The following is a 25,113-nucleotide window of genomic DNA, read 5'->3' as shown; positions in this document are numbered from 1 at the left end:
ACGATATTTCCCTGTCTATCAGAAAACTTGGGCGAACCTTTATAAGGAGAAACTACTAGATCTTTGCCTACAATATAAAATAATAAAGAACTTGAAATAATTACAACACGAAACAACGCCATAAATTATTAAATTATAATTCTCATTTTGAGAATATTAAGAACAACGGAAGCACGAGTTCCTGACTTATGGCTTCCGATACTGTATTCAATTAAACTGCTCAAAGCCAACTAAATAAGCACCCACGCAAATGTGAGTGCTCATTACTTACTATCATTTTCTTTAATTCCAAATCGTTCCGTAATTTTCTTAATGTAATCATCAACAAAGTTCGGATCATTAGGGTCTAATTCAAGCGGCCGGTCATCAATTCCCCCAATCCGCTCCCCTTGCTGCTGTGAATTCTTCTCCATACCGCCACCCCAATTCTTCAACGATGCCCAGGAGCACCAGATGGTTAAAATATGATACTTTCTCTGATGAAGACATTATAGCATACTCTCGCGATGTCTTTAACTCCACATCCACTTTTCTAGCAACTTTCGCCATTGTTTCATTGAAAATAGACAAAGTAACCAGTTTACCAAGTGTAGATACATAGCTAATTCCGCCATCATGGCCTACGGCTACGATGGCGGAGAGAGAAGGATATACACCAAAGTTCTGTATATCAAATACATTTAACCTTGTTCCTCTTGGATGATTATGTGTAAGTATGATTGAATTGTTTTCCGCCGATTTAAGCGCATTATGCATATCTTTTGTAAACTTAACTGTATCGATCTCTCCTGTAGCTCTCCCAACTTCAGACCCCGAACGGTTGTGCATCAACACCACCGTCTCCTTACCGTTTTTATATCCTTGACGCGCTAGTTCTCTATTTGTATCAGCCAGTTTTTCAAGTACATTCTCATGCACCTCTGGTAATTCTGCAAAGTAAGCTGCCTTTGGATTATACTTGCGATTAGGTCCTTCTCCTGGTGGTTCGGTAACACTTCCATGAACATGCTGTTTTTCCCACTCAGGATAAGTCATGTCGCCAGGAACATCATAGGTCTTTCCTTTGGGGCTCCGAGCTGCCCTCTCTTTAACATTATCTTCAAAGTGCGGTATATCGACGGTTCTACATCTCGCATGAAATGGCGCACAATTTAGCCCGGCCTGCGCTTCTGAAACCAAGAACATAGTGCCATCCATTGTACGGCACTTATCTGATGTTTTCTTATCTAGGGTGGCAACGTTCTTAAACTTTTCAACGTTCAGCTCTACATACGAAGCCCTACGAGAAGCTCCAGAGAAATAGGCTGACTCTGTTAGGATTAATGTTTCCGCGCGAGCACGAGACACACCCATACGCTCTGATAGCCTTTTTATCATCATCTCGGATGAGTCGCCACGAATTAAACCTTGAGTTAGAGTTGTCTGAAGCTCATGAATTAGCTTGGATCGATCTACCCAAATCCTCTGACTGAAGTTGCTCCCATCCGGCGCCCAAGGTGTTACAAGCATGTCATTAAGCTGGCGTGTGTTTAGTTTAGCGAAACTAGCTCCAAGTCCTATTCCCTTTTGGAGTTCAAAAATGCTTTGATAATAATTATCCTTATAGATGCCACCAAACAATCCCGAAGCCCCAGCTTGACGCTTTGCTGATAGTAATTCGATATGCTGCCTCATTTGAAGCTGCAGTGACTCTAGCCGGCTCATTCGAACGCGGATACTCGCATTCTCTAACTCCTTCATCCATCGTTGATCAATTGCATTCTCCCTGCCGGCTTTCATGTAATCCTCTACGGACCATTTGAATTCTTTTAATTCGCCAGCTTTCAGCATCTGACGTGCTGTCGCTAAATCCACGCTATTGTTCTTCGCAAACCTCTGATAAAACACATCCAAATCCTTCTGAATCGATGCCATCGCTTTACCATATTCACGATTCATGTTCTGTACATAAGCTTCACCTCTAGCAAGCTGCGCCTCATTCAGTTGCTCCATCCGTCCGGCCCAATATTCTGCAGATCTCATGCTGATGTTCCATTAAGTTCATTCATATAAGCTTCATCCTCGAATGCCTTCTTTCGATCGGACTCGAGTCTTTTCATTTCATCTTGCGTATTTGTCACCCACGGATGGTTCGCAACGATCGTTTCATCGGATATGACACCCACACTGTTCTTGGCGTTTGTAATGGTATCCATCTCGTTGATAAGAATATCTCGGTTTAAGATGAAATCGACGGCTTCCCCTGAGTAATCCCCTAACCCACTGTTGGCAAGGTGCGTATCAATGAACCAACGCAGTTGCTCGAGACTAGCCTGAAACTCAGTCTCAATGTCATTGGCATCTAAGTCCAGGTCCTGGTAAAGAAACTTTAAAGCAATCCCACTTGGACTGTTTCCAAACTTGTCGGACTGCGTATCGACGCCGCGCCCAAACTCGTATATATCTTTGCGATTCATATCTTGGTGGGTTTTATATGCCTCGGTGTCGATATCAAGCGAGAGTGTATCTACGCCACCATCATCCATTACCTTTACGGCCCGGAACACCGAAAGATTACGCCTAAACTCCCCCAGGTCCTGACCATCGTAGTTTTTAATTACATAGATGCTATTAGGTAGATCATCAAGGTTGTTGGAGTTATCGCTTTTCTTGCGATCATAATCATCCACCAAAGCTTGTACGAATTTAACAAGAGGCAATTCATCTTCATGATATTTGAAGCAGACAAATGGTACACGCTGCCAGTTCAAAGGCAGCTCACTATCTCCCTCTATAAAAGTGAAGTGAGTCCCATGATCACCAGCCTCTACGTCTGGATTCATGCCAACGCCATCAAGGACATACCGATACACTCCAGTGGTATCCCAAAATTCAATCTTCTTGATCGTCTTTTTCGTCTTGCCTTCGTACACATCAACCTCGTAAACCCGAATAAGCGCATCCAGCTCAGTGTGAGCCGCATCTCGCCACAAAGGAATACACTCCTCAGATGGAATTCGTTTCAGTGACAATACGCCGGCAGGATTGTAGTAGATATGGACCCAAGCTTTGCCCTTATTGATTGCTTCCCGGCCAAGGGATTGTAACAAGCGCAAAAAAGACTTACTGAAAAAATCCTTCAGCAAATCTTCATAGCTTTTATTCTCCGTTTGAATACTTAAAGGCTTACTGAGCAAATATCCAACTTTTTGATCAACGAGCTTTCGTACAAACCCATGTGGTAGCTTATTGTTAGCCAAATGAATGGCTTCAATAGGTACGCCGCCTTCACCAATCGTCATGCGTTTATGTTTCAAGACATCATGCTCTAACCCATAGTACTGCTCTCCGATTAGCATCAGCTTCCTTAGCGGATCTCTCTTCCAATCACTGATCTCCTGTTGGATGATTTCTTCAATACCCATAGCCGAAGCAGCTCCGGCCCTTAGAATAGCTGCAATGTTTTGCATTTCTGGTGTCACCGTAGGTTTACCTCCAATCCTTATTAATCGAACGAAACGCCAGAGCCTTTTCGTATCTGCTCCATGGCATAACGCAGTGCATCCATCGCATGGTTGAAATCATCGATCGGTCTATTAAGAAACCGCCCTGTCTTATCCTGGTCCCACACGTAGCTAGAGAGCTCCATGCTAACGTTTGGGCAACGGAACTTATGCACGATGATTTCATACTGTTGCAGATACTGGATACCGTTTATCACGCTGTCCTGCCCCTTCTCAGCAGCACGTATCCGATTTATGCCATAACCCCGGATCTCATCGATGGACTTAGGCTCTGAAGAATCTGCAACAATCTTTTCCTTCGCATAGCTCTTCTTCTTAATGATCTCTGCAATTTTGTCATTGGTCAGAGCCCCCTCGTAATGTTCATCGAATATGTAGATCTTCTTCAGATCCTTATTAACGAGAGCTGCAATGAAAGCACTAGGGTCATTTGTGTATCCGAAATCTAAACCGAATATGGCCTTGTAGCCGGGCAGCTTAGCGATGTCCCGCCATTCGAATTCCTCTTCACACCAATTCTCAAAGATAGCCCCTTCAGCAATTCCCCAGTTACCCTCACCTTCCACACGATAACGCTTCGGCTTATGCTTCCGCATCCATTCGAACAATTCCCGGTCGTCGTCCCCCAGGAACTCATTACTTTTAAATGTAGTTGTTAGAGCAAGGATATTAGGATTGGAGACATCAAAAAAACGCTGCTTCAACCAATGGCGTTCATTCCACGGGTTAAAAGTCAGCGTCAATTGTTTAAAGTAGCCCTCCGGAAGCTCACCACGGATGGACATATCAATCTTATCAAAATCATCTTCGTTTAATATCTGGTAGGCCTCTTCAAACCAGGCCCAGCACAAATAGCCCGTATCCACCGTAATCGAAGTGATGGACATCGGGTCATCTAGGCCACGAAACAGGATCTTCTGACCAGTTGGTTTATATGTAGCCTCGAGTGGGCTTTTCTTAAACTGCCATAGATGAGCAACTCCCAGGCGATGAGTGGCCCATTTAAGCTGAGCAAAGGTTGAATCCTTATGTGCATTAAAAGTCTTCCGGATAACAAGCGTATTCGCTTTCGGCATCTTCATCATGTGGTAGATATGCCATAGTGCAGCGGTAACACTCTTCTTGGACCCCCGGCCACCCTTTACAACACGGTAACGACCGCGGAAGCGCCAGAAGTCCATGTATCCTTTACCTATGGTCTGTTGCAGGCTTACCTCACTCATGTAGATCATCCTTAAAGACGACTGGATCCACCACGGTATTGTTGTTTAAGGAATTGACCTCAGCCTGCAGCTTTTGAATGCGCAAGTCACGCTCCGCATCAACAAATCTATTTTTCAAATCGATTGCTTTCAGCTTCTTATCTTGCACCCTAGTCAAAGCTTCCTCCAGGCGCAGCAGATCATCAATTACTCTTATGTCTGATTCCTCAATCTTTGTTGTGACTAGCTTATCCATTGGAACAACAACACTCTTTGAAGTACCAGTCTTCTCGTCGTGAATGGTCTGGACATCTTTGACTGCAATTCGCTCCTGAATGACCTTCCGCTGCTTTTCAGAAAGTGCGTTTCGAAGATTTTGGATTCGCTGCAGCATACGTCTTTCTCTTATTGAGAGAAGAGTTATTGCTTCATCGGCTTGCCGGACCGGATCCGTCTCGACTTGCCGGGCTAGCTCCTGCTCATCTTCTTCCAGCGTATCCATCCAAATGGATTCAAACTCACCGGTGGAAACTGCTTTCTTATTACCTGGCGGCCCGCCATAACCACCACGGTTACCAAGCGCATTCTTACTCCCTTTCGGAGCTCCGCCTTTATTACCGACAGCATTTTTATTACCTTTCGGCGCACCTATTCGTTTAGTAACGTTACCTTTCGCTTCATTAGTAACGTTACTTTTCAACGATACGTCCCACTTGTCTTGGCTCTTCCATTTTCTTATCTGGGTTTCACCAAGGCCGAGCTCTGCTGCAAGGTCCTTGAGTTTCAACTTGCCGTTGCTGCTAATCCAAATTTGTTTTGCTTTATCCCTATCAGGACTCCGTTCTCTTGGCATTACATATCACCCACCTCCGGAATAAAAAAATAAAAAGCATCAAGATATTACCCTTGATGCTAACGGTTATCGTTTCATTTCTTTAAATGAACTAACAATTTTAGTAACATCTTCCTTCAAGTCAACCATTAGTTTATCTGATGTCCAGCAAATAATTTGATAGTATCTATTATTTGTTTCGACAAAAGTATAAAGAAAAGAAACATTTATACTGTTACTAAGAGTGCCTTGTAGTACCACTTGTTTTGCTGGATTTCCGTTTAGTGTTAAATCAGTTACCGGTGATTGTTTGAAATTAGTCATTATCTCATTACTTTTCAAGTTATCAATAATTATTTTTTGATAATCTTCAAGTCTTGTTATATCTGAGTACAAGCTCTTAGACTCAGGTATTACCCCCATATAGATTGGGACATCTGATTTAATGCTAATAGCACCAAAAGCTATTTCAGGGTTTTTAATATTCATTCCTTTGTCATTTCTTATCCATGTCCCAGGTAAAGTGAATTCAAAAGATTTGTCTGCAGAGACTTCAACATGGCTCTCTGATTCATTGTTTCCTAAGGCCCCTAAAGTTGCAGTTCTTGTTGCCTCATCCCAGCCTACGTGTAGTCCTGTCGCTTCAGCTACACTTCTTAGTGGCAAATAAGTGTTTCCTTCATAATTAATAGGAGTTAGTACTTTTCCGTCAGAATCTTTTGCAGTAAATGGAAGACCATTAACGACAATACGGATACTGCCATCTAAATATGCCGTAATTTCCTTAAGAGTGCTACTCGCTGAAACCCCTGATACATTACCAAGCGTAAAGATAGCTAATGCTCCTAGAAACATTGCTTTTTTGCTTTTAAAGAAAGTTTTCATTTTATTTCCCCTTTATGGTTATCATTTCCTTATGACAAATTCTGCATCAATATCAGATCTCCTCTTTTGTTCATAATTATCCATCCTTTCGCATCACTACCAATCGATACTGCTTTAATTTGATCAAGAAGAAACCCACCGCGTAAGGTTGGTTGGCGCCTACGGTGGGTTTCTCAATTAGCTAATTTAGTTAATGCGACGCCATGGTTTACCACAGCATAGGCTTGGTTTGAGGCTACAGCCTCAAGTAAGTCCTTAGTTAACAATGTAGCATGTACAAACTTACGTTACTAGAGAACATATCATTTCTCTTGTGTTGCTTATATTTCATCCTTCTGTAACTCCAAATCAATCTCAATCAACTTCTTCAGATCCTCAACCGACTTGATCTCAATACGCCCATCTTGAAAATCTTTAACCCAGCGAGCAATGCCAGCTTGTATGATCTTACGATACTTCGACTTGGATTCCAGGATACCTTCGATCAGCGAAAGCTCATGTTTTAATAGCAGCTCTTCATTTTCTTTGTTCGTATTTTCATCTTTCAATTGCGAACACTCCCAACATCCGTTAGAATAGTTGTGAGATCATGCGTTCGTATAACCGTGGCCACGGCAAACATGATCTCACCGGGAGTGTCCGGTGCCTGAGAAGGACGTTAGCGCGTCCTTCTTTTTTATTTTTTAGTAATATCTAAATTTGATTTGGTTATAAAAAAGACCGCCAAATCAGGCGGTTTTCATATTTATTATTGAGCAAACTTTCACCGTAATACTGCGATCCAACGAGAGTTTTTTTATTTTATACATTAAACGTATCCCAATTACTGATAACATACCAAAGTTGAAATGAAAAAATAACAAGATAACTTACATTTGCAATGAAACAAACTTTAAGACTAATTCTTCCCCTACGATACTCTTCTCTGCTGATTTGTTCATTTTTATAATCAGCTTTCATCCTATTGGCTTTTTTGATTAATGAGATTAATTCAATAACACCCATAATCCCCCAGAGTAAGGTAAAAACTGATAAGACTGCGCTAAAAGTTGATAAGAGCATTTTTGAACCTGGGTCTGTTGCTAATCTAAAAGCGACAATAACCAATATCGTGAAAATAAATATACAAAATCCTATTAAACTCAAAAATGGTCTAAACTTATATGATGTCATATTATTTCACCTCATTGATAACTTTCGATGTTTGATGTATTCGCCAAGTAAATAAACTTTCCTGCACTTCCCCCATTGTTTATGCAGCTGCTACTCGATTTAAAAGGACCGGCTCAATACCAGTCCACTCATAAAACCGCTTCTTAATAACATCACAAAAAACCGGATCCAACTCCAGGGTCCTGCATGTCCGGTCCATTTGCTCACAAGTCATAAGTGTAGATCCGCTGCCACCGAAGAAGTCCAAAACGATTTCCCCTCGCTGACTGCTGTTCCCGATCGGGATCTGCAAAAGCTCCAGCGGCTTCTGTGTAGGATGAACATACTTCGTGACATCCCCCCGGGACACTTCCCAAATCGTCTCAGGCTCGGGAAACTCCTGGGGCAATCCTGACTTCCAAATGGTTGTCTGCTTGCGATCTCCATACCATGCCGGCGACTTGCCCTTTAAATGCGCGTAGAACACAGGCTCATGCTTGTATCGATACTGCGACCAGCCAAAGGATGCAGCGTTCTTAGACCAAATGCACTGGGACCTTACCACGATGCCGGCCGCGTTCATTGCACACTCAAACTCCCGTTGATACGAAGAAGGATGAAATACATAAATAGCTGCTTTTGGATCCATTGCTTCCGCATAACAAGAAAATACGGAATTCAAAAAGCCCGCAAACTCCTCTGCGGGCATATCGTCGTTCATTATTGTACCGCGACCATCTGCGGCCAGCCGAGCTGAATCACTCTCAACAGCAACGTTATAAGGAGGGTCAGTAACAACAAGCGCCGCCTTGACGCCCGCCATGAGTTTCTGCACGTCCTCAGGCTTAGTGGCATCACCACACACTAAGATATGCCTACCAAGCTGCCATACATCGCCATATCGAGTCTCAGGTTCTTTAATCTCGTCCAATGCACGCTGGACATTAAAATCATCCTCTTGGACCGGAGTAATAAGCTCAGTGTCCGCGATTAACCCTGGAATCAATGAATTTAGCTCGTCCATTTGAAAACCGGTCTGTAAAGATATCTCCTCGATTGTAAAGAATGCGGATAGCTCCTCCAGTAGCGCTGCCAGCAGCTCTTCATTAGTCCTGCCACGCAAATGGCTCAGACTGATGGTTAAGAGCTTCGCTTCCTCATCAGTTGACTCCACGATCACGCAGATAAGTTCTGTAAGGCCAGCTTCTTGAGCTGCCCTCCAACGCTTCTCCCCCTTAACGATAGTCATGTCACTTCGGACCAGGATCGGCTGCAGCACACCGTGCTTACGGATGCTTTCTACCAATGATTTATAGATATGATCGTCCATTTCATTTGGGTTCCAGCTGTTGGGGTTCACTTGATCTATTTTTAAAGTTTCTATTCTCATTTGCGTTCTCCTTAAGTAATGTCGGTTTTTGAGTAAAAAGAAAAACACCGGTTAGAGTGCTTTATCCTTTCACTTAATGGTGGCATCTGTACGACAAAAAGAGCCGCTTTTTCTGCGACTCTTTGGCAGTTAAATTATTGACTAACTCAAATCTAAGGTAATCCAATCAAATTTATGTATCTTGTTCCTGAAATCCCCAAACGCTTCCTCGGAGCTAAATATAACTTTTGCTGGAGGATCACTGTACAAACCGATAAAAGGAGGATTGGCCGTAATATCTCTAACTCCAACACACCTATTCACAATGTTTGAGTTTTGTTTCTGTTTTATATAGTTATTATTACAATCTTGGAAGATTATCTCTTTTTCTTCGCCAGGAAGAGAAGAATACTTTATTTTGTGATTGTCTAAATAAGTAATGTCTTCAAATCTTATTTTCAACAATTTTCATCAACTCCATTTATCATAACTGCTGCATCTTGATTGCTATTGTATTGTTATTTAACAAAGAGTCTCTTTAAAAGAGTTTTCTTTTCCTCTCTTATTTCTTCAATTGTTATATACTTTTGTCCATAAGTGTTTTGTATACTATGTATTCCTAACTTTAGCGACTGTAATAATACAATAGCCTCTCGACTTCCATTATTATCTTGAAGCTTAGGTAAAATGAATTTAGTGAAATTACGTTTCACTTCAGAATCAACATGATCGTTAGTTAATTGTTGAACTGAGTTTACAGTGTTTATTACTAAGGCGGAAACTCCAGCTGCGATTATATCGAGACCATATTGAGTAAAACCAGTTTCACCTCTTGCTACAAAACCGTACAAAATATTTTTACTGTTATAGTAAAATGTTACTACAAATGGATTATATTCCTCAGTCTCATAATCAATTATCGATCTTTGAATTTCAATTTCGTTAGAAAACTCCATTCTTTCATCCCTCTTCATAAACTATCTATATCTTCCAAATGTTGAAATAACTTGATCAAAAGCATCTTTATTCTCATCACTGTATTTACTCTTTTCAACAAATACTTGAACCGTGAAGTATTCCTTAGAATTATTACTTTCTAAAAGAACCATCTTACTGCGAGAATCTGGTTCTTCATAATCAATATAAGTCCCTTTTAATTCTCCAACATTCATCTCTTTAGTTTCAATAATTTTCGAATATTTCTTTATTTCTTGAGTTTTCATTGAAATAATATCCTTGAAAGTTTTATCAGCAATTGGTGTAGTCTCAAATAAAACGCCCATATACCAGTTGCTATAAATCTTCTTAACATTTGTAATATAAGTTGGACTCCATAGCCCATCGACACTAATTTTAACTCCGCTTGTATCTGTAGAATTAGCAAGTACAATTGAATCCTTTTCTAACGTTGCTGTTCTTGACTCTTCTTCCCACTTTACTTTCATCCCTGTCGCTTCTGCTACTGATCGTAATGGTAGATAAGTGCTTCCATTATAGTTTATTGCCTCTAATTTATTCCCTTCCGAGTCCTTCATTGCAAAGTCAGTTCCGTACAATTTTATTTTGATACTGTGATCTAAATAAGCGGAGATCGACTCTAATACTGAGTCTGCCTTAACACCAATTGAACCACCAAGAATAAATGCTAAAGTAATCGAAGAAACAATCGCAATTTTTTTGAATTTCAAATTAATCTTCCTTTTTCTGTTTGATACATTAATAATTCAACTCCGCGTTGAAAATCCCTTCCATGTAATACCAAATAAAAACCTATCCCACAAGGAATAGGCTACTCTGCAAATCATCCGATATTTTCTTCTGAGCCCGCATCACATAAACCTCAACGCTTCCTTTGCTCACCCCCAGCATCCCAGCAATCTCACTAAACGAAAAACACTCACCATGGGCAAGCACATAACACTCTCGCTCCCGATCGCTAAGCCTGGACAATGCATCTTCAATCTGAAACCTCTGCCAATCAGATAGGTTAGCTGGACTGCCTGCCGAGCTCTGTGTGATGTACGCCTGCATGCGAACCGGATCCATTAACTTCTCACGCTGGTACGCAGCCCGCCGCTCAATCCCCCGTTTATTCCCGGGCCGGCGCCCGCTGTCTAGCCATTCAACCGTCCAATCACAATCAGATATCATTTCATTTATTATCCGCCGGTCTGCTTGCAGCATTGAGATCTCGTCTTGTATCTCAAGTACACGTTCAAGACCTTTATTTTCTTCGTAAACTTCTATTGCTTTAATCCTAGCTGTCTTCTGCTCAGCCAGCCTTCTCAACATGGCTGCCGTTTGTTTGTAGCCATTAGATAAATCGTTGTATCCCATTCCCTCACACCCCCGCAGTGTGTTAATATAGGTTATAGGAACATATGTTTGAACCCCCGTGGTCTAGCTAGGAGCCGGGGGTTCTTCTTATTTCTTCATTAGTGTTCAAAACAAATTCGTTTGCACATTTGCCGTCCGTCGATGTTGCATTTTAATATATTCAGGATTAATGTCAATCAGGGTGTAGTTGCGGTTATTTGCAATCGCTACTCTTGCTGTTGTTCCGCTGCCACCGAATGGGTCTAATACATGGCCACCAATTGGTGCCCCAGCCAAAATACAAGGCTCAATTAACTTTTCTGGAAAAGTTGCAAAGTGGGCTTCAGGGAATGGCTGTGTAGCTACCGTCCAAACGCTTCGCTTATTTCGCATTCCACTGTATTCAACTTCTTCACGATCTTCGCGATGTTGTGGTGGCTGACCTGGTGGAGGTGACTCATTCACAAACCTCTTAAACGAATTTGCCTTGCTGCGCCCTGTTCGGTGAATTGTACCGTGCGATCCTTGTTCGATATCCCACCCAGAAGGTATTTTATAATTCCCTCGAGCTATACGTTTTCCACCTTCAGCATTATTAAAAGTATTATTCCCAGTGTATGCTCCTCCACGAAAGCCATTTGCCCATTCGTCTTGAACTCCTGGTTCCTTGATTGCTTCCTTGTCGTAGTAGTAACGTTCGGATTTTGATAGAAGAAAAATGTACTCGTGGGCTTTTGTAGTCCTGTCCTGCACACTCTCTGGCATTGGATTAGGTTTAGCCCATATATTATCCATCCGGAGATACCAACCGTCAGCTTGAAGAGCAAAGGCGACACGCCATGGGATCCCGATCAAGTCTTTAGCCTTTAACCCACTTGGCATTTGCCTTCCTGGACGGACACGGTCGATATCGCCCTGTTTATTAGATAGATACTGCTTTCCATGATACCTTTCGTTAAAACCTTCGTCTTTACGCGGACCTGCACCAGCATAACTATCACCAAAATTCAGCCAGAGTGTTCCGTCATCGCGCAGTACTCTCCAGACTTCCCGAAATACTAGAATCATATGGCCAACAAACATTTCAGGAGTCGGTTCCAGTCCAAGACAGCCGCTCCATGTAGAAATCGATATTGGAGGTACACCAGCCATTGGAATATAAGTAACTTCGGGCCATTCGCTAGCAGGTACACCGTAGTCCCTCAAGCCCCAGTATGGTGGAGACGTAACGCATGTTTGGAATGATTCTGATTGCAACTGCTCGCGCATCACTTTAACGCAATCTCCATAAAGCAGCATATATTCTCTCCTTTCTTGCAAAGTAGCTCAATATACATTTACATTCATCAGAATTTTATCTTTTAGCTGTTTATAGGTTTCAATCAGCTCTGGCTCAATCCGTTCTAACAAGTCATCTTCATCCGAAGCACCGTATAAGTTGCACAAAAGGATGATCGCTTCTTCTGCTTGCTGCAATGTGGGTCTAATAATTTGAATAAGTTCGAAATAACGATTTAACGAAGCGAATATCGCAAATTTCTCACTTGAAGTCTTTAGCAGACCAACTTCATCTTCGTACTCAAACTGATCTGCCGGCACACCCGGAGGAAGCTTTTCTTCAACTCGTAATGCCACGCCTTGCTCATTTCGTTTAACCCACAATAGCTCTTGCTTCCATTTCATATTCGATCCCTCCCAATTTATGCAGCTCCGTTTTCTCCACCAGCCAAGAATGTCTTCACACGTTTTTTGTATTCACTCCAGTCACTAGATAGCTTGCTTGAGCTAACCTTTAATGACTGTGCGATTTCCATCCACGTCTCGCCCTTACGCTTGCGAATTAGCAGCTCCTTAAAATCGTAGGTTAAATCTTCATATGTTGGACCCTGCCCACACAAAATATAATTCTCCAGCTCGTCTTTCCCCACAAGCTCTTGCTGTTCTTCACCTTGTGGAGCATGTTCGCCGCTTTCGATGCTTTGCTCCAGCTCTGCTCCATTGACCTCAACAACTTCTGATTCAGTAGCTTCTCCTGCAGGTTTCTCGATAGCTGATGACTCATGCCCCTGCCTCCAGTCGTCCCACTTCTTAGCAAGCGGAGCCACCCTTTTACGATATTCATCCAGCATGACTGAGAGCTCACCAAGAGTGATGTTTAAGTCAGCAGCGATTCTCGGATAGCCTGTCCCATCATAGAATCGTTGCAGCGCTGCTTGAAAGTCAAATGGTAAGTCATCATGCTGCGGAGCAAGGCCACTGCGGATAAACTCATCAATCAACTTACGATCGGTCTCTTCAGTTTCTTCTTTAGTCGGCACTTTATCTGCAGGCAGCCCGAGATCCATCTCAGCCTGTTCACCTTCTAATTTCACTTCTGATACAACGCCGTTATTATCCACTTTATACTCACGAATCGGTTTGTTCGTCCTGGCATTCACCGTCACGTTATACGCAACGACCAAACTATCCAAAGAGAATCGAACATTTTTCTCAATCATCTTCCGTAGATGAAAGTAATCCTCTCTATTCTCCAAATCCTCTGAAATCTCAATTTGAATGAGAAGCTTACCTCCCTTCTTCATGTTTGCATTGACCAGGACTCCTTCAGCTTCAATGTAGGCCATTCGCTATCTTCCTCTCACTTTTTTTATAACGTCTCTTTGAAAAGCTTTTAGCTTTACTGTTTCTTTTATGGCTCGAGCAATCTGAGCAAGGATAAAGGCATCCCGCACGTTGTCGCTACCGTTCCTAAATCCCCAGAGTTCGTAAATTGGAATGATAAGATCTTCCTTGGAGCAGTTCCCCTTGCAGCCGGCAAAGTTCTTAAGTTGTCCTGTGGCAACTTCCATGTATGTAACGCCTCTCTTAAATAACTCCATACGTATTCCCCAACCGATGCCGCCGAGCATCGCCATTCGATTGGCCTGCGCATACGCAAAATCCTCAATGCAGACAACATCATTTGGTGATACCAATGTCAGGATTCGATCAATGAGTTTCACCATTCGCTCTGGGTCCTTACCCTGAACTTCAATCTCCTGTGATTCCCAGATATCACCGTATTCGTCCAATACAACGAATCCGGTCTTCGTCGAAGGGTCGATTCCCACATACCGTGTCATGCATCATCCTGCCTTCCTGCAACTAATCCCTCTGCGTACTTTCTTGAGCGTAGCGATGTAGCGCTCATTTATTACAAACACCTCGCCAATTACTTTCTTACCCTCGAGGATTACGTATCGATTCTTCACTTCAAAAAGCGGATCTCGCATGTTGCACGCTCCTTCACACTAGGCCCAGCGACGCTTGTCATTGCCCTGCGTCGGGTACCTCTTTGGCTTTTCAATTGTTGGCTCAAAGGTACGATCCAGATTAACGAATTTGTTGTAATTCTTCTGGAAAGCAAGTTCCACTGTACCAACTGGACCGTTCCGCTGCTTAGCTATGATGATTTCAATAATATTTTTCTTCTCGGATTCCTTATCGTAGTAATCATCCCGGTACAAGAAGGCTACGATATCGGCATCCTGCTCGATGGATCCAGACTCCCGAAGGTCCGACATCATCGGTCGCTTGTCCTGGCGCTGCTCTACGCCACGGCTGAGCTGTGAGAGCGCGATGATTGGTACGTTCAGCTCCCTAGCCAATTGCTTTAATGACCTAGAAATATGGGACACTTCTTGCTGCCTATTCTCACGACGTCCGTGCCCTGAGATCAGCTGCAGGTAATCGATTAAGATTAGGTCCAGCCCTTTTTCTTTTTTAAGCCTCCGACACTTCGCCCTAATTTCAGTAACATTCAAAGCCGGGGAATCATCGATGAAAATATTCGCCTCAGCAAGTGCACTGATCGCCATCGTCATTTTCTCCCAATCGTCACCCTCCATGAAGCCAGTCCGCAGTCTGTTGGCGTCAACATTAGCCTCTGCGCATATCATCCGTTGTACCAGTTGAGAAGCGCCCATCTCCAGAGAGAATATGGCCACATTCTTTTTTCCCCTAACACCAACGTTTTGTGATACGTTTAAAGCAAAAGCCGTCTTTCCAACCGATGGACGTGCAGCCATGATGATAAGATCTCCGCCCTGAAAGCCCGAGGTCATTTGGTCAAGGTCCAAGAACCCCGATGGAACACCAGTCACACCGTTTGTTGATTTGCCCATAAAGGCCTTCTCGGTATTCTCAAAACACTGGATGCAGACATCCCCGATCACATGAAAATCTTTCCCCTTTGTTGATCGGTCAGCCAATTTGTTCTGTGTGTCTTGGAGACTAGCAATCATGTCCGCCGTATCTCCGGACTGTTTCGCCTTTTCGAAGAAGCCCTTAGCCTCAGTAATCGTCAGTCTTTTGACATAGTGATCAAGTACTATCTCAGCATAGTAAGCCACATTGGCCGTTGTGGGAACACTTTCAGCTAATCGGGAAAGATAAGTTACCCCGCCAACTTTCGGTAGTTCCCCGCTTTCTTGCAACTGGGATGTCACGGTGATGAGATCGATTGGTTTTTCATTCTCTCGCAGGATACCCATGGCCCGGAAGATCCGCGCGTGCACCTCACTGAAAAACTCTTCCCCCCGCAAGATGCCTTCGACCGTGTCGTAAGTCTCAGTCTCCGAAAGCAAGATTGCCCCTAAGACTGCTTGCTCTGCCTCGATACTCTGTGGAAGATCAATTTCGATTTGCTCTTCTGATTGCAAGATCTCTCACCTTCTCCCTTAAGCTTTCTGGCGGTGCTACTGAGTTCTCACGCCACTGATTCAGGTCGGTGAAAAGTTCATGTGCTGACTCTTTCAAGTTATCGTGATAGCCCTGATAAGGATCTATGGTTTTAAGCAGTTCAGCTACAGTTGGCGGAAACTCACGCAGCTTGATATGTTGATCCAGGTTTTGCATAACGGCAGTCTTATCAGCTTGCTCAAGGCGTTTATGCCACGCCTCTCGTTTATCAGCCCCAGCGTCAAAATTAGCATAGTGCAGCTTAATTTCACGGAACAATTCAGCAATCTCCAACTTGTTCACGTAACCGCTCCTCCTCGATAAATTTTTCTAGCTCGTCCATTTGCTCTTGATTTCGACTTCGAGTCGAGCCCCGGGAGACTGTTCCCGGCGGAACGGGGGTAGTTTGGACTCCAGACTCAATGGCTTTGATGACTTGATCCCACGTGGAGAAAATGACCTTCTGGCAATACGAGAAGGCATTAATCGTATCTGTATCACGCCTTCTAACCCGAGCGTGCCGGGCAAACGAAAGGTCGATTCCAAAGAGGATAAACTCCATCGGAATCGGCTCTCTCGCCACCATCATGGCATGCTCCCAGTCCAGGGGCGAACCCTGCAACCGACCTTTGCGTTGGTTAAAATAGCGTTCAACCTCAACGGCACGCTGAGTCACCGAGCTCGTATCAAGACGTATTTGGCCTGTGGAGAAGGAACCCACAGCGGTCGTAAGAACCCCGCATCTCAATTTCAACTGCTCATCATCTAATCCATCTATCAATCTATCAATCAAGATCTTTAATACAGTGTCGGTCAAGTGGTCCAATTTTTGGACAGGTTTACCCTCAATTTGATGAAAGTGGTCCATATTTTGGACAGGTTCACCGACAGCTTTTAAAAAGTTGTCGGCCAAGTGGTCCATATTTTGGACAACTTCGCCGGTATCTATGAAATGGAAGTTGAGCTTATACTCTCCTCTTGCTTGTCCACGAGGGGGAGGGGTGTACTCCATCAAACCATCTTTCATGAGCTTTGTTCGATGTGTGTTAATCGTTTCTCTACTCTTAATTCCTGTTTGAACCTGCAGCTCTGTGTTGGTCATTTGGAAACTATCCTTCCATCCTAGCTTGCTTGATTTACGCCAAAGAGCTAGCAGGATAACGATTCCCTCAGGACCATACATCTCAGGGCCACCTATGTTTTCAAATTGAATTAAGAGTTTTTCTAGCGTCGGTACATTGGTTTGAAATGGCATTCACACCCCCCTCTCTGCGCTGACATTGTTAATCTAGGTTATGGGGTAATGCTCTTAAGCAGAAATAACTTTTGATTCCTTTTTAACGCGATGCAGGATGTGTAATTCACTGGATAAATTCTTCATAATGAGCCAATCTTTTGGATCCAAGTTTGCTGCGATAATCGCAACCTTCTGTTGCCGGGTTGGTTTCTTTCCATTTTTCAAAGTGACTACCTCCGATCGTCTCTTAAATAAATGTCTGGATATTTCGCACGTACAACCGTGAAACCTGGGTAAGCCGTTGCGAAATACGCGATAACCTCTTTCTTAAATTGAACGGGATCCGTCTCAAACAAATCCCAGATTCGTTTACCTACACCAGATCTAGTGAGTGGTGAGCCGCCTTCGAGCTGACTCATGCTACATTTACACGTACGGCAGCATCTGTATTTTCAAAGTAAATCTGTTGTTCAAACACGGCCTGCGCCTCTTCAATATGCGTGATAACAAGTACCTTCTTGAATCGATCTGCTACCGCTTTAATGGATTCTAGAACAAGTCCGCGGTGCTCAGCATCCTGGGACCCTAGTCCCTCATCAATCGTTAACCACTCCACCTTACTGCCGGCACGCTGCGCCAGTAACTCGGCTAAAGCAAACCGAATAGCATAGTCGATTCGAAGCTGCTCGCCACCTGAGAACGTTTCATATGGTCGCTCAGACGTCCAGTCACCAATGATAATATCTAATGTCTCTTGGACACCGTCGCGGCTTTTCAGCTCCCGTTGTGTCTCAAATCGAATGAAATGCTTTCCTTTGGACATCTTGCCAAGAATCTCATTCGCAATTCGCTCGAGCTGAGGAACTGCATTTTCGATGATTAAAGCTGGGATGCCATCACGACCAAACGCACGAATGAGAGTTTGGTATCTGCTCCATTTTTTAGCCTTTGGCTCTAGTTCATTTGATAGCTGCAGGCGACTCTGCTCATCCTTCTCAAGAGAAGCAAGCTCAATCTTCAAGCCGCCAAGCTGTTCAATGAGTTTATGTTGCCGGTCGTGTAGCTGCTGCAGATCACGCTTAAATGTTGGAAGCAGCGCTACCTCTGAATCCAGACTCAGTAGATTCAGCTGAAGCAGCGAGATCTCTTCCTCGATCGTTTGTTTACGTTCTTCCTTTGCTTGCACTTCGCTATCAATGGCAGCAATCCGAGCTGTCGAGCTCTGTCTGGCCTCACGTGCAGCCCCGATCTGTTCTTTCAAGTTCGCCCAGGCTTGAAGATTCTCCACGCGTAAACGAAGCACTGGAAGAGGTGCTAGCGCTTCAAGTAACGTCCTGAGCTCATTTTGAGTGTTGTGTTGCTTTTGTTCTAATTCTCCTACTTGATCAATAAGCCGTGTACTTTGAGCCTGCAAACTAACAAGGAGCTCTTCCTTTGCCTGCATTTGACTTGCTTCTTCTGCCATTGGTCTAAGCTCTTCAATAGTAATTTTCAAAGCTCGATGAGCTGCAAAATCATAACCAATCTTTTGCTGACTTTCATTAAGACTATTCAACGATTCATTCAGCTTATTTAATAAAGAATGATCTAACATGCTAAACTCTTCATTTTTGCTATCCAACAATTGCTTGGCATCTTGAGCATCCGATAGAAACAAGCAAGCAGCCTTAGTGACATCAATACAATTTGAATCCGCAAGCATCGATGTCTTTGTTTGAAGCATTCGAATTTCTGATTCAAGCAAACTCTTCGTTGTGTTGATCCTTGTCTGCTCGACGCTCACTTTTGCTCGAATGTCTAAGATTTCCTTTTCTATTGAATCCCATTGTTCAGCAAGCTGCTCTGTTTGGGTTAACTGTATGCAGGCCGCCTTATATTCATCTGCCTTAGCCATGAATAGCACTCGACTCTGAAGCAATTGCTGAAGGTTCCTAATCCTATGGTCTAGCGGGTCCAACTCATTCTTTAAATGAAGGATAGATAATTCCATGTGTTCAAGCTCAGAGGCTAATCGCTCCTGATCCGGAAGCCGTGCCTCGAGCGCTGCGATCTGCTCTTTTGCTAGATAAAACTCATCCGTATTGGTAACAATCTCCGCTTCCCTCGAAAGTATCTTCTCTGCTCGTCCGAGCTTTGCAAGAAGGCTCTCCTTTTCTAATTGAAGTGGAGCGAGCTCTCTTAAAATAGAAGCCACCTGACTTTTAAGCTCTGCAGATTTCTCAGCATTGGTTTGAAGAATACGAATCTTCTCTTCCTGTTGTACCAAAGCGGCTTCTTTTACCAGGATGAATGATTTCATGTCATCGGATTCACGAGTTAGATTTTCAATTAGCTCGATCCTGGAAGGCTTCAGCAACAGCCGAGCATCATGCTCGGCCAGTTTATCCTTCGCTTTTTCGATCTCAATATGTAGCGCCGCTGCCTTATGTCTAGCTGCTTCTTGTAGACGCTCGTAAATGTTAAGTCCAAGAATCTGCTGCAAGATCTCTTTCCGCTTACCGGCTGACTTAGCTGTAAACTCATTGGCTTTACCCTGCATAATCATGCTCGAAGCAGTGAAAGTTTCATCATCGAGATTCAAGAGACTGCGGATTACTGCTTCCGTATCTTTGATTTTCTCAGCAGACTTACTCTCCCACCGGTCATTAATTTGCTGCTGGAACTCCAAAGTGCTCTTCCCATTACCTTTAAGTGAGCGCGTCCGGATCGTTCGGTAGGTGCTGCCCTGATGCTCAAATGTAAAAGTGACGGCCATATCCTGCGTACCTCGCTTTACAAGATCATCCATGCTAACTCCCTCAATCACATCACCGAACAATGCAAATCTAGGCGCCATGGTGAAACCAGAGCTCTTCCCCGCACCGTTTCTTCCGCAAATGGCCGCGATTGTAACGTCTGTTAGATCTATGTGTGCAAAAGGAATTGCGCGGAAGTTAACTAATTCTAGCGTTAATGGATTCATGAGATCGCCTCCAGTAGTTCAGCAGTGAGTGCCTGCAGCTCGCTTATTTCCGCTGTTTCAATGCCTTGGTTCTCAGACCATTTAGCTAGTGCAACTTGCGGACCAAGACTCTCGGTCACCTCAACGTCACGAACCCGATCGGAGCGTTCAATGTCTGCTTTAATCTCATGCACAAAGAATGCGCCAGCATCATACAGTGACTTTTCCAACGTCCTACGATCGAATCGCTTCTGTAGATCTTCGCTGCAGGTGTACCGGACCCGGACGATTGCATCTTTAATGGATGCAAACTCATCCACTTGCCCATCCAGCCAAGCTTCAATATCCATATCGCACCAATCAATGGTTTTAAATCGGCGAGCAGGCGTTCCTATAAAAGTTGATGCAAAGGTTTGCTTTGCTGTTAATTCATGAATCCAAAAGCCTGGCGCAGTCCGTTCATCTCCGAAGTTATGACGTTCAGGAGCACCACTGTAAAAGACATTTCTCCCAGCTTGCTGTGGCCGGTGAATATGGCCAAGAGCGACTAGATCGAACAGCTGTGCAGCCTCATCGGTAAGAATCGGTTCGTTCATCAGAAGCACGTCTTCAAAGCCTGTATCAGCCAGGTCAAACGTTAGATGAGACATGAGTATGTTGGTCCCCTTACTATAAGCAGCTAATTCAGAACACTTCTCATAGATCCATTCCGTCATCTTTTGATGAAACTCATTAGGAGATAAATCTTTAAAATCCTCTTGAGTAGCAAACTGACTGCGATTCATGCCAGGTAGGCAGCTTATGGATAATTCATTTTCTGGTGTACCTAATACGAGACCGCCTGGTGCTGTGAAGATCGTAACTTTAGGAATAGACATTTCTTTGATGATCTCGTAAGCAGAGACCGCATCGTGTGAAGGTGTTCCACTAATTACAACGACCTTACACCCCGCGCTGCTTAATCGCCGCAACCACTGCGTAAACGCCGCAATCTCGATCGTAGCCCGATCAATGAACACCCTGGCATCCTTAAACGCGTCGCCGGCAAAGAGTACAACCTCGCATCCTTCTTCAATAATCCGATCAGCGACCCAATCCATTGTTCTTGTTATATCCCCAAATCGAGAATATGGGTTAGGGCCCGGATAACCGAGTCCCCAGTGACTATCTGCAACATGAGCTATTTTCAAAGCATTTCACCTCACAAGTCTTCTGGTACATCGAATTTCATTTCTCTTTGGTCTGACTGGCTCGCTGCGATAAAGAATTCAAGATGGTCTCCAACTGTCTTCCAATCTGCATCCGATTGAATATCTGATACGACCTTTTTAATATCACGATTCAAAGCGATCGTGGCTTCTTTTGCGAGAGAGTTCCAATCTAAAGCAGCTTTTTTCATGAGATCCAAAACTCGATTCTTCTGAACAACATTTCCTGATTGCCCAGAATTACCTGTACCCGAGCTGCGACTACTAGTCTGCTTGCTCTGGGTGTTTTGCTGTTGAGCTTTGGATTGAGTCGGGTTATCCCCTTCTCCATCCGGATCCTCCCCAGCTAGATAAGCTTCCAACTCTTGCTCAGTTTGTGTGAAGATTCCACTGGATCTAGTCGCAGCAAGGGTAGCATCCACAAGTGCACGTTTCTTAGCCATCTTTAGGACCGTGTTCCAAATGGAATGCATATCGTCATTTTCCATACGATAAGATTGATACTTGCCATATTTACCAGTACGTTCTTTACTAACGAGGTCTTCTTTTTCAACACCTTTAGGAAGATCTTTCTCCGATACCCATCTCCAGCGGTACCGGCTTTCAAACGTATTAGCATGGCCCACGCCTTCGCCGATGATGGAGCCAGAACCGCGGTGGATTAATCTAATCGTGATATCCACTCCGTAGTAACCTGTCTCGAAGTTTTTATCTTCAACCTTACTAGCAATCGTCGGAGCGAAATTATAGAACTCACAAAGACCTTCCGCTCCTGGTTTTAGTAATGTGGGTTTATCTGTTCCAGGAATAATCCCGTAGTCAACACCTTCTTGCATGACCTCGCGGAAAAATTCTTTTGTTAGATTTAGTTTTTGCTTCATATCGGCCAACTTCTTCCGTAAATCTGTTGCACTGCCGAATTCGTAATCGATGATTGCTCCGCCGCCAGCTTGTCCGCTAGAAGTTTGAGGCTGAATAACAGTGACTTCGTTCAAATTACGCCGCCCCCTTTAGCAGATCCACAATGGACTGCAACGCCTTAAGCTCCGTCTTCAACTTGTCCAGTTTATAGCGAGACTCCATTGTAAGATGCTCCGTGCGTGCTACCTCATTTCGTTCAATTGCCGAAAACTTACGAAGCTGTGCACTGCGAATTTCTGCATTTTTGCCGTCAATTACCATTCCCTCATCTTCAAACACCCCAAGATACAGACCATCTTCTCTATGCGTTAGCTGAGAGCGAGCAATGTTTAAATTGTTTTGTGCATTGATCAGCGCAATCTCAGCGTTTGCAATAAGCTCCGGCAATTCCATTAACCGTGCAATAATTGTTTGTTTATTCATTTGAATGACCTCCTAGTTTTTAAATTGATTGAATTTGGCTGATGCAGCTCGTACAAATTAATTTTCCACCAGGACCTGATTTCACGTTTTCGATATTGGTACAAAGCACGCAACCCGGAGCATATTTCTTTAAAACAATGCTGTCGCCGTTCGTAAAAATCTCAATGGAATCTTTAATCTCGACCCCAAGAGTTCTCCGCAGCTCAATTGGTATTACTACACGACCTAGGTCGTCTACTTTTCTTACGATTCCAGTTGCTTTTAACATGTTCGTTTCTCCTCTTAGTTTGATTTGGTAGATTCATAGATTTATAGACAAAAAAATGAGTCCTTGAATTGTATTTGCTCAGCCGGTATACTGGAAGCAATGTTATTTTCAAATGCTGCAATCTTGAAGTAGTCACCCTGGCCGGTGGCTGCTTCTTTTTCTATTCCATACAATTCCTTCTCCAACGCGGCAATTGCCCCTCGAAGCCAATCCTCTGCAGCAGGTCTCACGTCCTTATGGAAGTAACCTGGGTTTGTCCGCAAAGCCTCTAAATAGGAATACAACTTACTTAAATGTGCGTAGAAACCAACATCTTTAGATACTAAAATCTGTGGCAATTGTTCACCTCCTCTCAGCGATCGCACTTTTTAACTTCTAGCTCATGCTTTTGGATTAATCGTTTCCTATCTAAGCCAAACTCATCTTCCAAAACACCTTGCATGACATTAGCTGTTTCAATGACAACTCTCATCTCATGCCATACATTCTCAGCACTTTCTCTTCGTTTCTCAGGGGAAATGTGTTTTGCCATAGCTAGTCGCTCCAATGCTTTCCCTGCTTCTGCAAGTTGTTTGAGCAGCACATCTTTAAGCGCTGCTGGATGCAAATCCAGATTTGGAACATCCTCTAGGATGTTTGATATGTAACCTCCTGTCCTTTCATCAGCAATCTCGAGAGCCAGCTTCCAGGATAGACCGGATACAACGGTGTCATAACCACTAGGCAATGGGCGCTCTCCGCTTTCAATTCGGGCGAGTACAGTACGATCAATTGGAATCCGATTTGCAAGTTCTTCTTGAGTTAAATTCTTTTCTCTTCGAAACATTTGAATGGCTTGTCCAATTGCGATATTTCTCACCACCTCTCATATAATTGTGTCAAATTAGCACAAGACCACTATAGATTTGTGACAATGAAGCAAATTAAGATGTACTTACAGATGAGCGCTTCATCTCTCCTCTCCACAGCCGCTGACAACCTTCTTCGTCAGCATTTATTGTTTTATTGAGCAATTCGATGGTTCTCGCTTTCTTGCAGCTTCATCCAAGCCTCGATTGTCTCCATTCGAAATAGGATACGAGCGCCGACTTTGAAGTGTGGAATTTCTTTTTTACGAACCATTGTATAGACGGAATCGCGGTGAACGCCTAGGTAAGATGCGATTTCATCAACGGTTAAGGTTTTGCGTTCGACTTGTTGGTCCATTTGATCACCTCCTCGACAAGAACATATGTACTTGGGTTTCCAGAATATGATAGAATAGGAATTGTTGTGATTTAATATTTTTTAACAAAAGGAAGTGTGAAAGATGAGTGAAATAGAAGTCGGATTGTCAAAATTTATTGAATTCACAATTAAACAAGGACCTGCAAAACTAAGTGTTGTAAGAGATGTTAAGTACCAGACTGAGTACAGCCCTGCTACTGACTACTGGAAAAAATTAAGAGAAGGAATCGTTGAAATGCATCGGAACGGATATTCTTCTGAATATCTAGATCACATTGTTGAATCAGTTACTGATAAGAAAAAACACCAGTATGCCAAAGCAGTCGACGAATACAAGAAGCTTTTCAAAAAACACGAAATAGATTTTTTTGAGCCTGGGAAAGCATTCTGGGCATATGAAGATATCATTGTTAAAGCAAACCCAGAATTAGGCCTTTACATTAACGGCGAACCTCATTTAATTAAACTTTACCTCCGCGATGACGATTCACGATTTGATAAATGGACTACTACATCAGTTTGTACATTGCTAGCCAACTCAACTTATTCTCAGCATTTCAATTTTGAGAATGCTGCTTATTCGGTAGTACATGTCAAGAAAGGGAAACAATTTTCACTACTTAAGGGTCTAGTGAAAGCAGACAACATTCTTACACTCCAGGGTGAAGCTGCTCATTTTATTGATCTTTACAAAAAAATTTAGCTAGCTCTATCGCTCATATCAGCTGCACATGAATTACAAAGGTTTCTTCCATCCTCAAGCCCCAAAATGCCTGGTTCTCTGTTACAGATGCAGCAATTTGGGGTTTCTTTTTTTCGGGCAATTTTAGTTGCTGAATCCACACTATTTTGGAAAAATCGTTTAATCGTGTACTTTCTTCCACTCCATCCGACTTGTTGGTCCATGTGA

Annotated in this window: 33 protein-coding genes; 1 reads left to right on the top strand and 32 read right to left on the bottom strand. The window is 43.3% G+C overall.

Annotated features, from left to right (window positions below; all coding sequences use genetic code 11):
- Positions 1–263: 263 nt before the first annotated feature.
- The 31 genes from GC096_RS30790 to GC096_RS30640 all read right to left on the bottom strand — a co-directional run bounded on the left by GC096_RS30790 (position 264) and on the right by GC096_RS30640 (position 24,182).
- Positions 264–413, bottom strand: a complete 150-nt coding sequence (locus GC096_RS30790) for a hypothetical protein (RefSeq protein ID WP_171635670.1) — start codon at positions 411–413, stop codon at positions 264–266.
- Positions 367–2,022, bottom strand: a complete 1,656-nt coding sequence (locus tag GC096_RS30785; protein ID WP_171635668.1) for a minor capsid protein — start codon at positions 2,020–2,022, stop codon at positions 367–369. The genes GC096_RS30790 and GC096_RS30785 overlap by 47 nt, the downstream gene beginning before the upstream one ends.
- Positions 2,019–3,461: a phage portal protein gene (locus GC096_RS30780; RefSeq protein WP_312886376.1), complete on the bottom strand. Its 1,443-nt coding sequence runs from the start codon at positions 3,459–3,461 to the stop codon at positions 2,019–2,021. The genes GC096_RS30785 and GC096_RS30780 overlap by 4 nt, the downstream gene beginning before the upstream one ends.
- 23 nt (positions 3,462–3,484) lie before the next feature.
- Positions 3,485–4,726, bottom strand: a complete 1,242-nt coding sequence (locus GC096_RS30775; protein WP_171635667.1) for a PBSX family phage terminase large subunit — start codon at positions 4,724–4,726, stop codon at positions 3,485–3,487.
- Positions 4,719–5,558 (bottom strand): phage terminase small subunit, encoded by an 840-nt coding sequence (gene terS / locus GC096_RS30770; protein WP_171635665.1) that lies wholly within the window; start codon positions 5,556–5,558, stop codon positions 4,719–4,721. Before terS ends, GC096_RS30775 begins: the two co-directional genes overlap by 8 nt.
- A 66-nt stretch (positions 5,559–5,624) precedes the next feature.
- Entirely contained in the window at positions 5,625–6,422 is a 798-nt protein-coding gene (locus tag GC096_RS30765) for a stalk domain-containing protein (RefSeq protein WP_171635663.1), read from the bottom strand.
- Between the two features lie 320 nt (positions 6,423–6,742).
- On the bottom strand, positions 6,743–6,970 hold the full coding sequence (locus GC096_RS30760; protein ID WP_171635662.1) for a hypothetical protein: 228 nt from the start codon (positions 6,968–6,970) through the stop codon (positions 6,743–6,745).
- Positions 6,971–7,223: 253 nt separating this feature from the next.
- On the bottom strand, positions 7,224–7,595 hold the full coding sequence (locus GC096_RS30755) for a hypothetical protein (protein ID WP_171635660.1): 372 nt from the start codon (positions 7,593–7,595) through the stop codon (positions 7,224–7,226).
- 79 nt (positions 7,596–7,674) lie between these two features.
- Positions 7,675–8,964, bottom strand: coding sequence for a DNA modification methylase (locus tag GC096_RS30750; protein ID WP_171635658.1), 1,290 nt, complete (start codon positions 8,962–8,964; stop codon positions 7,675–7,677).
- 141 nt (positions 8,965–9,105) lie between these two features.
- Positions 9,106–9,408, bottom strand: coding sequence for a hypothetical protein (locus tag GC096_RS30745; RefSeq protein WP_171635657.1), 303 nt, complete (start codon positions 9,406–9,408; stop codon positions 9,106–9,108).
- Positions 9,409–9,461: 53 nt separating this feature from the next.
- Complete coding sequence (locus tag GC096_RS30740; protein ID WP_171635655.1) at positions 9,462–9,899, bottom strand: ribosomal-processing cysteine protease Prp; 438 nt, start codon at positions 9,897–9,899, stop codon at positions 9,462–9,464.
- A 21-nt stretch (positions 9,900–9,920) separates the two neighbouring features.
- Positions 9,921–10,631, bottom strand: a complete 711-nt coding sequence (locus GC096_RS30735) for a stalk domain-containing protein (protein WP_171635653.1) — start codon at positions 10,629–10,631, stop codon at positions 9,921–9,923.
- Positions 10,632–10,713: 82 nt separating this feature from the next.
- Positions 10,714–11,280 carry a sigma factor-like helix-turn-helix DNA-binding protein gene (locus tag GC096_RS30730; protein WP_246303061.1) on the bottom strand — a complete coding sequence of 189 codons (567 nt, stop codon included), beginning with the start codon at positions 11,278–11,280 and terminating at the stop codon, positions 10,714–10,716.
- Positions 11,281–11,385: 105 nt separating this feature from the next.
- On the bottom strand, positions 11,386–12,558 hold the full coding sequence (locus GC096_RS30725; protein ID WP_171635651.1) for a DNA-methyltransferase: 1,173 nt from the start codon (positions 12,556–12,558) through the stop codon (positions 11,386–11,388).
- A 27-nt stretch (positions 12,559–12,585) separates the two neighbouring features.
- Entirely contained in the window at positions 12,586–12,942 is a 357-nt protein-coding gene (locus GC096_RS30720) for a hypothetical protein (protein ID WP_171635649.1), read from the bottom strand.
- A 17-nt stretch (positions 12,943–12,959) separates the two neighbouring features.
- Positions 12,960–13,883: a 2-methylcitrate dehydratase gene (locus GC096_RS38510; RefSeq protein ID WP_216626294.1), complete on the bottom strand. Its 924-nt coding sequence runs from the start codon at positions 13,881–13,883 to the stop codon at positions 12,960–12,962.
- A 3-nt stretch (positions 13,884–13,886) separates the two neighbouring features.
- Positions 13,887–14,381, bottom strand: a complete 495-nt coding sequence (locus GC096_RS30710; protein WP_171635647.1) for a hypothetical protein — start codon at positions 14,379–14,381, stop codon at positions 13,887–13,889.
- Between the two features lie 3 nt (positions 14,382–14,384).
- Entirely contained in the window at positions 14,385–14,531 is a 147-nt protein-coding gene (locus GC096_RS30705; RefSeq protein WP_171635645.1) for a hypothetical protein, read from the bottom strand.
- An 18-nt stretch (positions 14,532–14,549) separates the two neighbouring features.
- Complete coding sequence (gene dnaB, locus GC096_RS30700) at positions 14,550–15,959, bottom strand: replicative DNA helicase (RefSeq protein WP_171635643.1); 1,410 nt, start codon at positions 15,957–15,959, stop codon at positions 14,550–14,552.
- Positions 15,931–16,281: a replicative helicase loader/inhibitor gene (locus GC096_RS30695; RefSeq protein ID WP_171635642.1), complete on the bottom strand. Its 351-nt coding sequence runs from the start codon at positions 16,279–16,281 to the stop codon at positions 15,931–15,933. The genes dnaB and GC096_RS30695 overlap by 29 nt, the downstream gene beginning before the upstream one ends.
- Entirely contained in the window at positions 16,259–17,233 is a 975-nt protein-coding gene (locus tag GC096_RS30690) for a hypothetical protein (protein WP_171635640.1), read from the bottom strand. Before GC096_RS30690 ends, GC096_RS30695 begins: the two co-directional genes overlap by 23 nt.
- 54 nt (positions 17,234–17,287) lie before the next feature.
- Positions 17,288–17,440, bottom strand: coding sequence for a DUF6906 family protein (locus GC096_RS30685; RefSeq protein ID WP_171635638.1), 153 nt, complete (start codon positions 17,438–17,440; stop codon positions 17,288–17,290).
- Between the two features lie 5 nt (positions 17,441–17,445).
- Complete coding sequence (locus GC096_RS30680) at positions 17,446–17,634, bottom strand: hypothetical protein (protein WP_171635637.1); 189 nt, start codon at positions 17,632–17,634, stop codon at positions 17,446–17,448.
- Positions 17,631–20,177 (bottom strand): sbcc family protein, encoded by a 2,547-nt coding sequence (locus tag GC096_RS30675; protein WP_171635635.1) that lies wholly within the window; start codon positions 20,175–20,177, stop codon positions 17,631–17,633. The genes GC096_RS30680 and GC096_RS30675 overlap by 4 nt, the downstream gene beginning before the upstream one ends.
- Complete coding sequence (locus GC096_RS30670) at positions 20,174–21,346, bottom strand: metallophosphoesterase family protein (RefSeq protein WP_171635633.1); 1,173 nt, start codon at positions 21,344–21,346, stop codon at positions 20,174–20,176. The genes GC096_RS30675 and GC096_RS30670 overlap by 4 nt, the downstream gene beginning before the upstream one ends.
- 11 nt (positions 21,347–21,357) lie before the next feature.
- Positions 21,358–22,359 carry a hypothetical protein gene (locus GC096_RS30665; RefSeq protein WP_171635631.1) on the bottom strand — a complete coding sequence of 334 codons (1,002 nt, stop codon included), beginning with the start codon at positions 22,357–22,359 and terminating at the stop codon, positions 21,358–21,360.
- Between the two features lies 1 nt (position 22,360).
- Entirely contained in the window at positions 22,361–22,708 is a 348-nt protein-coding gene (locus tag GC096_RS30660; RefSeq protein ID WP_171635629.1) for a hypothetical protein, read from the bottom strand.
- 19 nt (positions 22,709–22,727) lie between these two features.
- Positions 22,728–22,976 carry an AbrB/MazE/SpoVT family DNA-binding domain-containing protein gene (locus GC096_RS30655; RefSeq protein WP_171635627.1) on the bottom strand — a complete coding sequence of 83 codons (249 nt, stop codon included), beginning with the start codon at positions 22,974–22,976 and terminating at the stop codon, positions 22,728–22,730.
- Positions 22,977–23,017: 41 nt separating this feature from the next.
- On the bottom strand, positions 23,018–23,314 hold the full coding sequence (locus GC096_RS30650; protein WP_171635625.1) for a hypothetical protein: 297 nt from the start codon (positions 23,312–23,314) through the stop codon (positions 23,018–23,020).
- A 14-nt stretch (positions 23,315–23,328) separates the two neighbouring features.
- On the bottom strand, positions 23,329–23,835 hold the full coding sequence (locus tag GC096_RS30645; RefSeq protein ID WP_312886375.1) for a helix-turn-helix domain-containing protein: 507 nt from the start codon (positions 23,833–23,835) through the stop codon (positions 23,329–23,331).
- Positions 23,836–23,978: 143 nt separating this feature from the next.
- Positions 23,979–24,182 carry a helix-turn-helix domain-containing protein gene (locus GC096_RS30640; protein ID WP_171635624.1) on the bottom strand — a complete coding sequence of 68 codons (204 nt, stop codon included), beginning with the start codon at positions 24,180–24,182 and terminating at the stop codon, positions 23,979–23,981.
- A 103-nt stretch (positions 24,183–24,285) separates the two neighbouring features.
- Between GC096_RS30640 and GC096_RS30635 the strand changes: the two genes are divergently transcribed.
- Complete coding sequence (locus GC096_RS30635; RefSeq protein WP_171635622.1) at positions 24,286–24,906, top strand: hypothetical protein; 621 nt, start codon at positions 24,286–24,288, stop codon at positions 24,904–24,906.
- Here GC096_RS30635 and GC096_RS30630 read toward each other — a convergent pair.
- Positions 24,903–25,109: a DUF4428 domain-containing protein gene (locus tag GC096_RS30630; RefSeq protein ID WP_171635620.1), complete on the bottom strand. Its 207-nt coding sequence runs from the start codon at positions 25,107–25,109 to the stop codon at positions 24,903–24,905. The genes GC096_RS30635 and GC096_RS30630 overlap by 4 nt on opposite strands.
- Between the last annotated feature and the right edge of the window lie 4 nt (positions 25,110–25,113).

The sequence above is a fragment of the Paenibacillus plantarum genome (assembly GCF_013141695.1).
GTDB classification, from domain to species: Bacteria; Bacillota; Bacilli; order Paenibacillales; family NBRC-103111; genus Paenibacillus_E; species Paenibacillus_E plantarum.
The sequence above is the reverse complement of the archived record's forward strand: the minus strand, read 5'-3'. Positions and strand labels throughout refer to the sequence as shown.

Bases quoted from the DNA above. Each gene is read 5' to 3' on its own strand.
- GC096_RS30790 (WP_171635670.1), bottom strand. From the start codon at position 413: ATGGAGAAGAATTCACAGCAGCAAGGGGAGCGGATTGGGGGAATTGAT.
- GC096_RS30785 (WP_171635668.1), bottom strand. From the start codon at position 2,022: ATGAGATCTGCAGAATATTGGGCCGGACGGATGGAGCAACTGAATGAG.
- GC096_RS30775 (WP_171635667.1), bottom strand. From the start codon at position 4,726: ATGAGTGAGGTAAGCCTGCAACAGACCATAGGTAAAGGATACATGGAC.
- terS (WP_171635665.1), bottom strand. From the start codon at position 5,558: ATGCCAAGAGAACGGAGTCCTGATAGGGATAAAGCAAAACAAATTTGG.
- GC096_RS30765 (WP_171635663.1), bottom strand. From the start codon at position 6,422: ATGAAAACTTTCTTTAAAAGCAAAAAAGCAATGTTTCTAGGAGCATTA.
- GC096_RS30755 (WP_171635660.1), bottom strand. From the start codon at position 7,595: ATGACATCATATAAGTTTAGACCATTTTTGAGTTTAATAGGATTTTGT.
- GC096_RS30750 (WP_171635658.1), bottom strand. From the start codon at position 8,964: ATGAGAATAGAAACTTTAAAAATAGATCAAGTGAACCCCAACAGCTGG.
- GC096_RS30740 (WP_171635655.1), bottom strand. From the start codon at position 9,899: ATGGAGTTTTCTAACGAAATTGAAATTCAAAGATCGATAATTGATTAT.
- GC096_RS30730 (WP_246303061.1), bottom strand. From the start codon at position 11,280: ATGGGATACAACGATTTATCTAATGGCTACAAACAAACGGCAGCCATG.
- GC096_RS30725 (WP_171635651.1), bottom strand. From the start codon at position 12,558: ATGCTGCTTTATGGAGATTGCGTTAAAGTGATGCGCGAGCAGTTGCAA.
- GC096_RS30720 (WP_171635649.1), bottom strand. From the start codon at position 12,942: ATGAAATGGAAGCAAGAGCTATTGTGGGTTAAACGAAATGAGCAAGGC.
- GC096_RS38510 (WP_216626294.1), bottom strand. From the start codon at position 13,883: ATGGCCTACATTGAAGCTGAAGGAGTCCTGGTCAATGCAAACATGAAG.
- GC096_RS30710 (WP_171635647.1), bottom strand. From the start codon at position 14,381: ATGACACGGTATGTGGGAATCGACCCTTCGACGAAGACCGGATTCGTT.
- GC096_RS30705 (WP_171635645.1), bottom strand. From the start codon at position 14,531: ATGCGAGATCCGCTTTTTGAAGTGAAGAATCGATACGTAATCCTCGAG.
- GC096_RS30690 (WP_171635640.1), bottom strand. From the start codon at position 17,233: ATGCCATTTCAAACCAATGTACCGACGCTAGAAAAACTCTTAATTCAA.
- GC096_RS30680 (WP_171635637.1), bottom strand. From the start codon at position 17,634: ATGAGTCAGCTCGAAGGCGGCTCACCACTCACTAGATCTGGTGTAGGT.
- GC096_RS30675 (WP_171635635.1), bottom strand. From the start codon at position 20,177: ATGAATCCATTAACGCTAGAATTAGTTAACTTCCGCGCAATTCCTTTT.
- GC096_RS30660 (WP_171635629.1), bottom strand. From the start codon at position 22,708: ATGAATAAACAAACAATTATTGCACGGTTAATGGAATTGCCGGAGCTT.
- GC096_RS30655 (WP_171635627.1), bottom strand. From the start codon at position 22,976: ATGTTAAAAGCAACTGGAATCGTAAGAAAAGTAGACGACCTAGGTCGT.
- GC096_RS30640 (WP_171635624.1), bottom strand. From the start codon at position 24,182: ATGGACCAACAAGTCGAACGCAAAACCTTAACCGTTGATGAAATCGCA.
- GC096_RS30635 (WP_171635622.1), top strand. From the start codon at position 24,286: ATGAGTGAAATAGAAGTCGGATTGTCAAAATTTATTGAATTCACAATT.
- GC096_RS30630 (WP_171635620.1), bottom strand. From the start codon at position 25,109: ATGGACCAACAAGTCGGATGGAGTGGAAGAAAGTACACGATTAAACGA.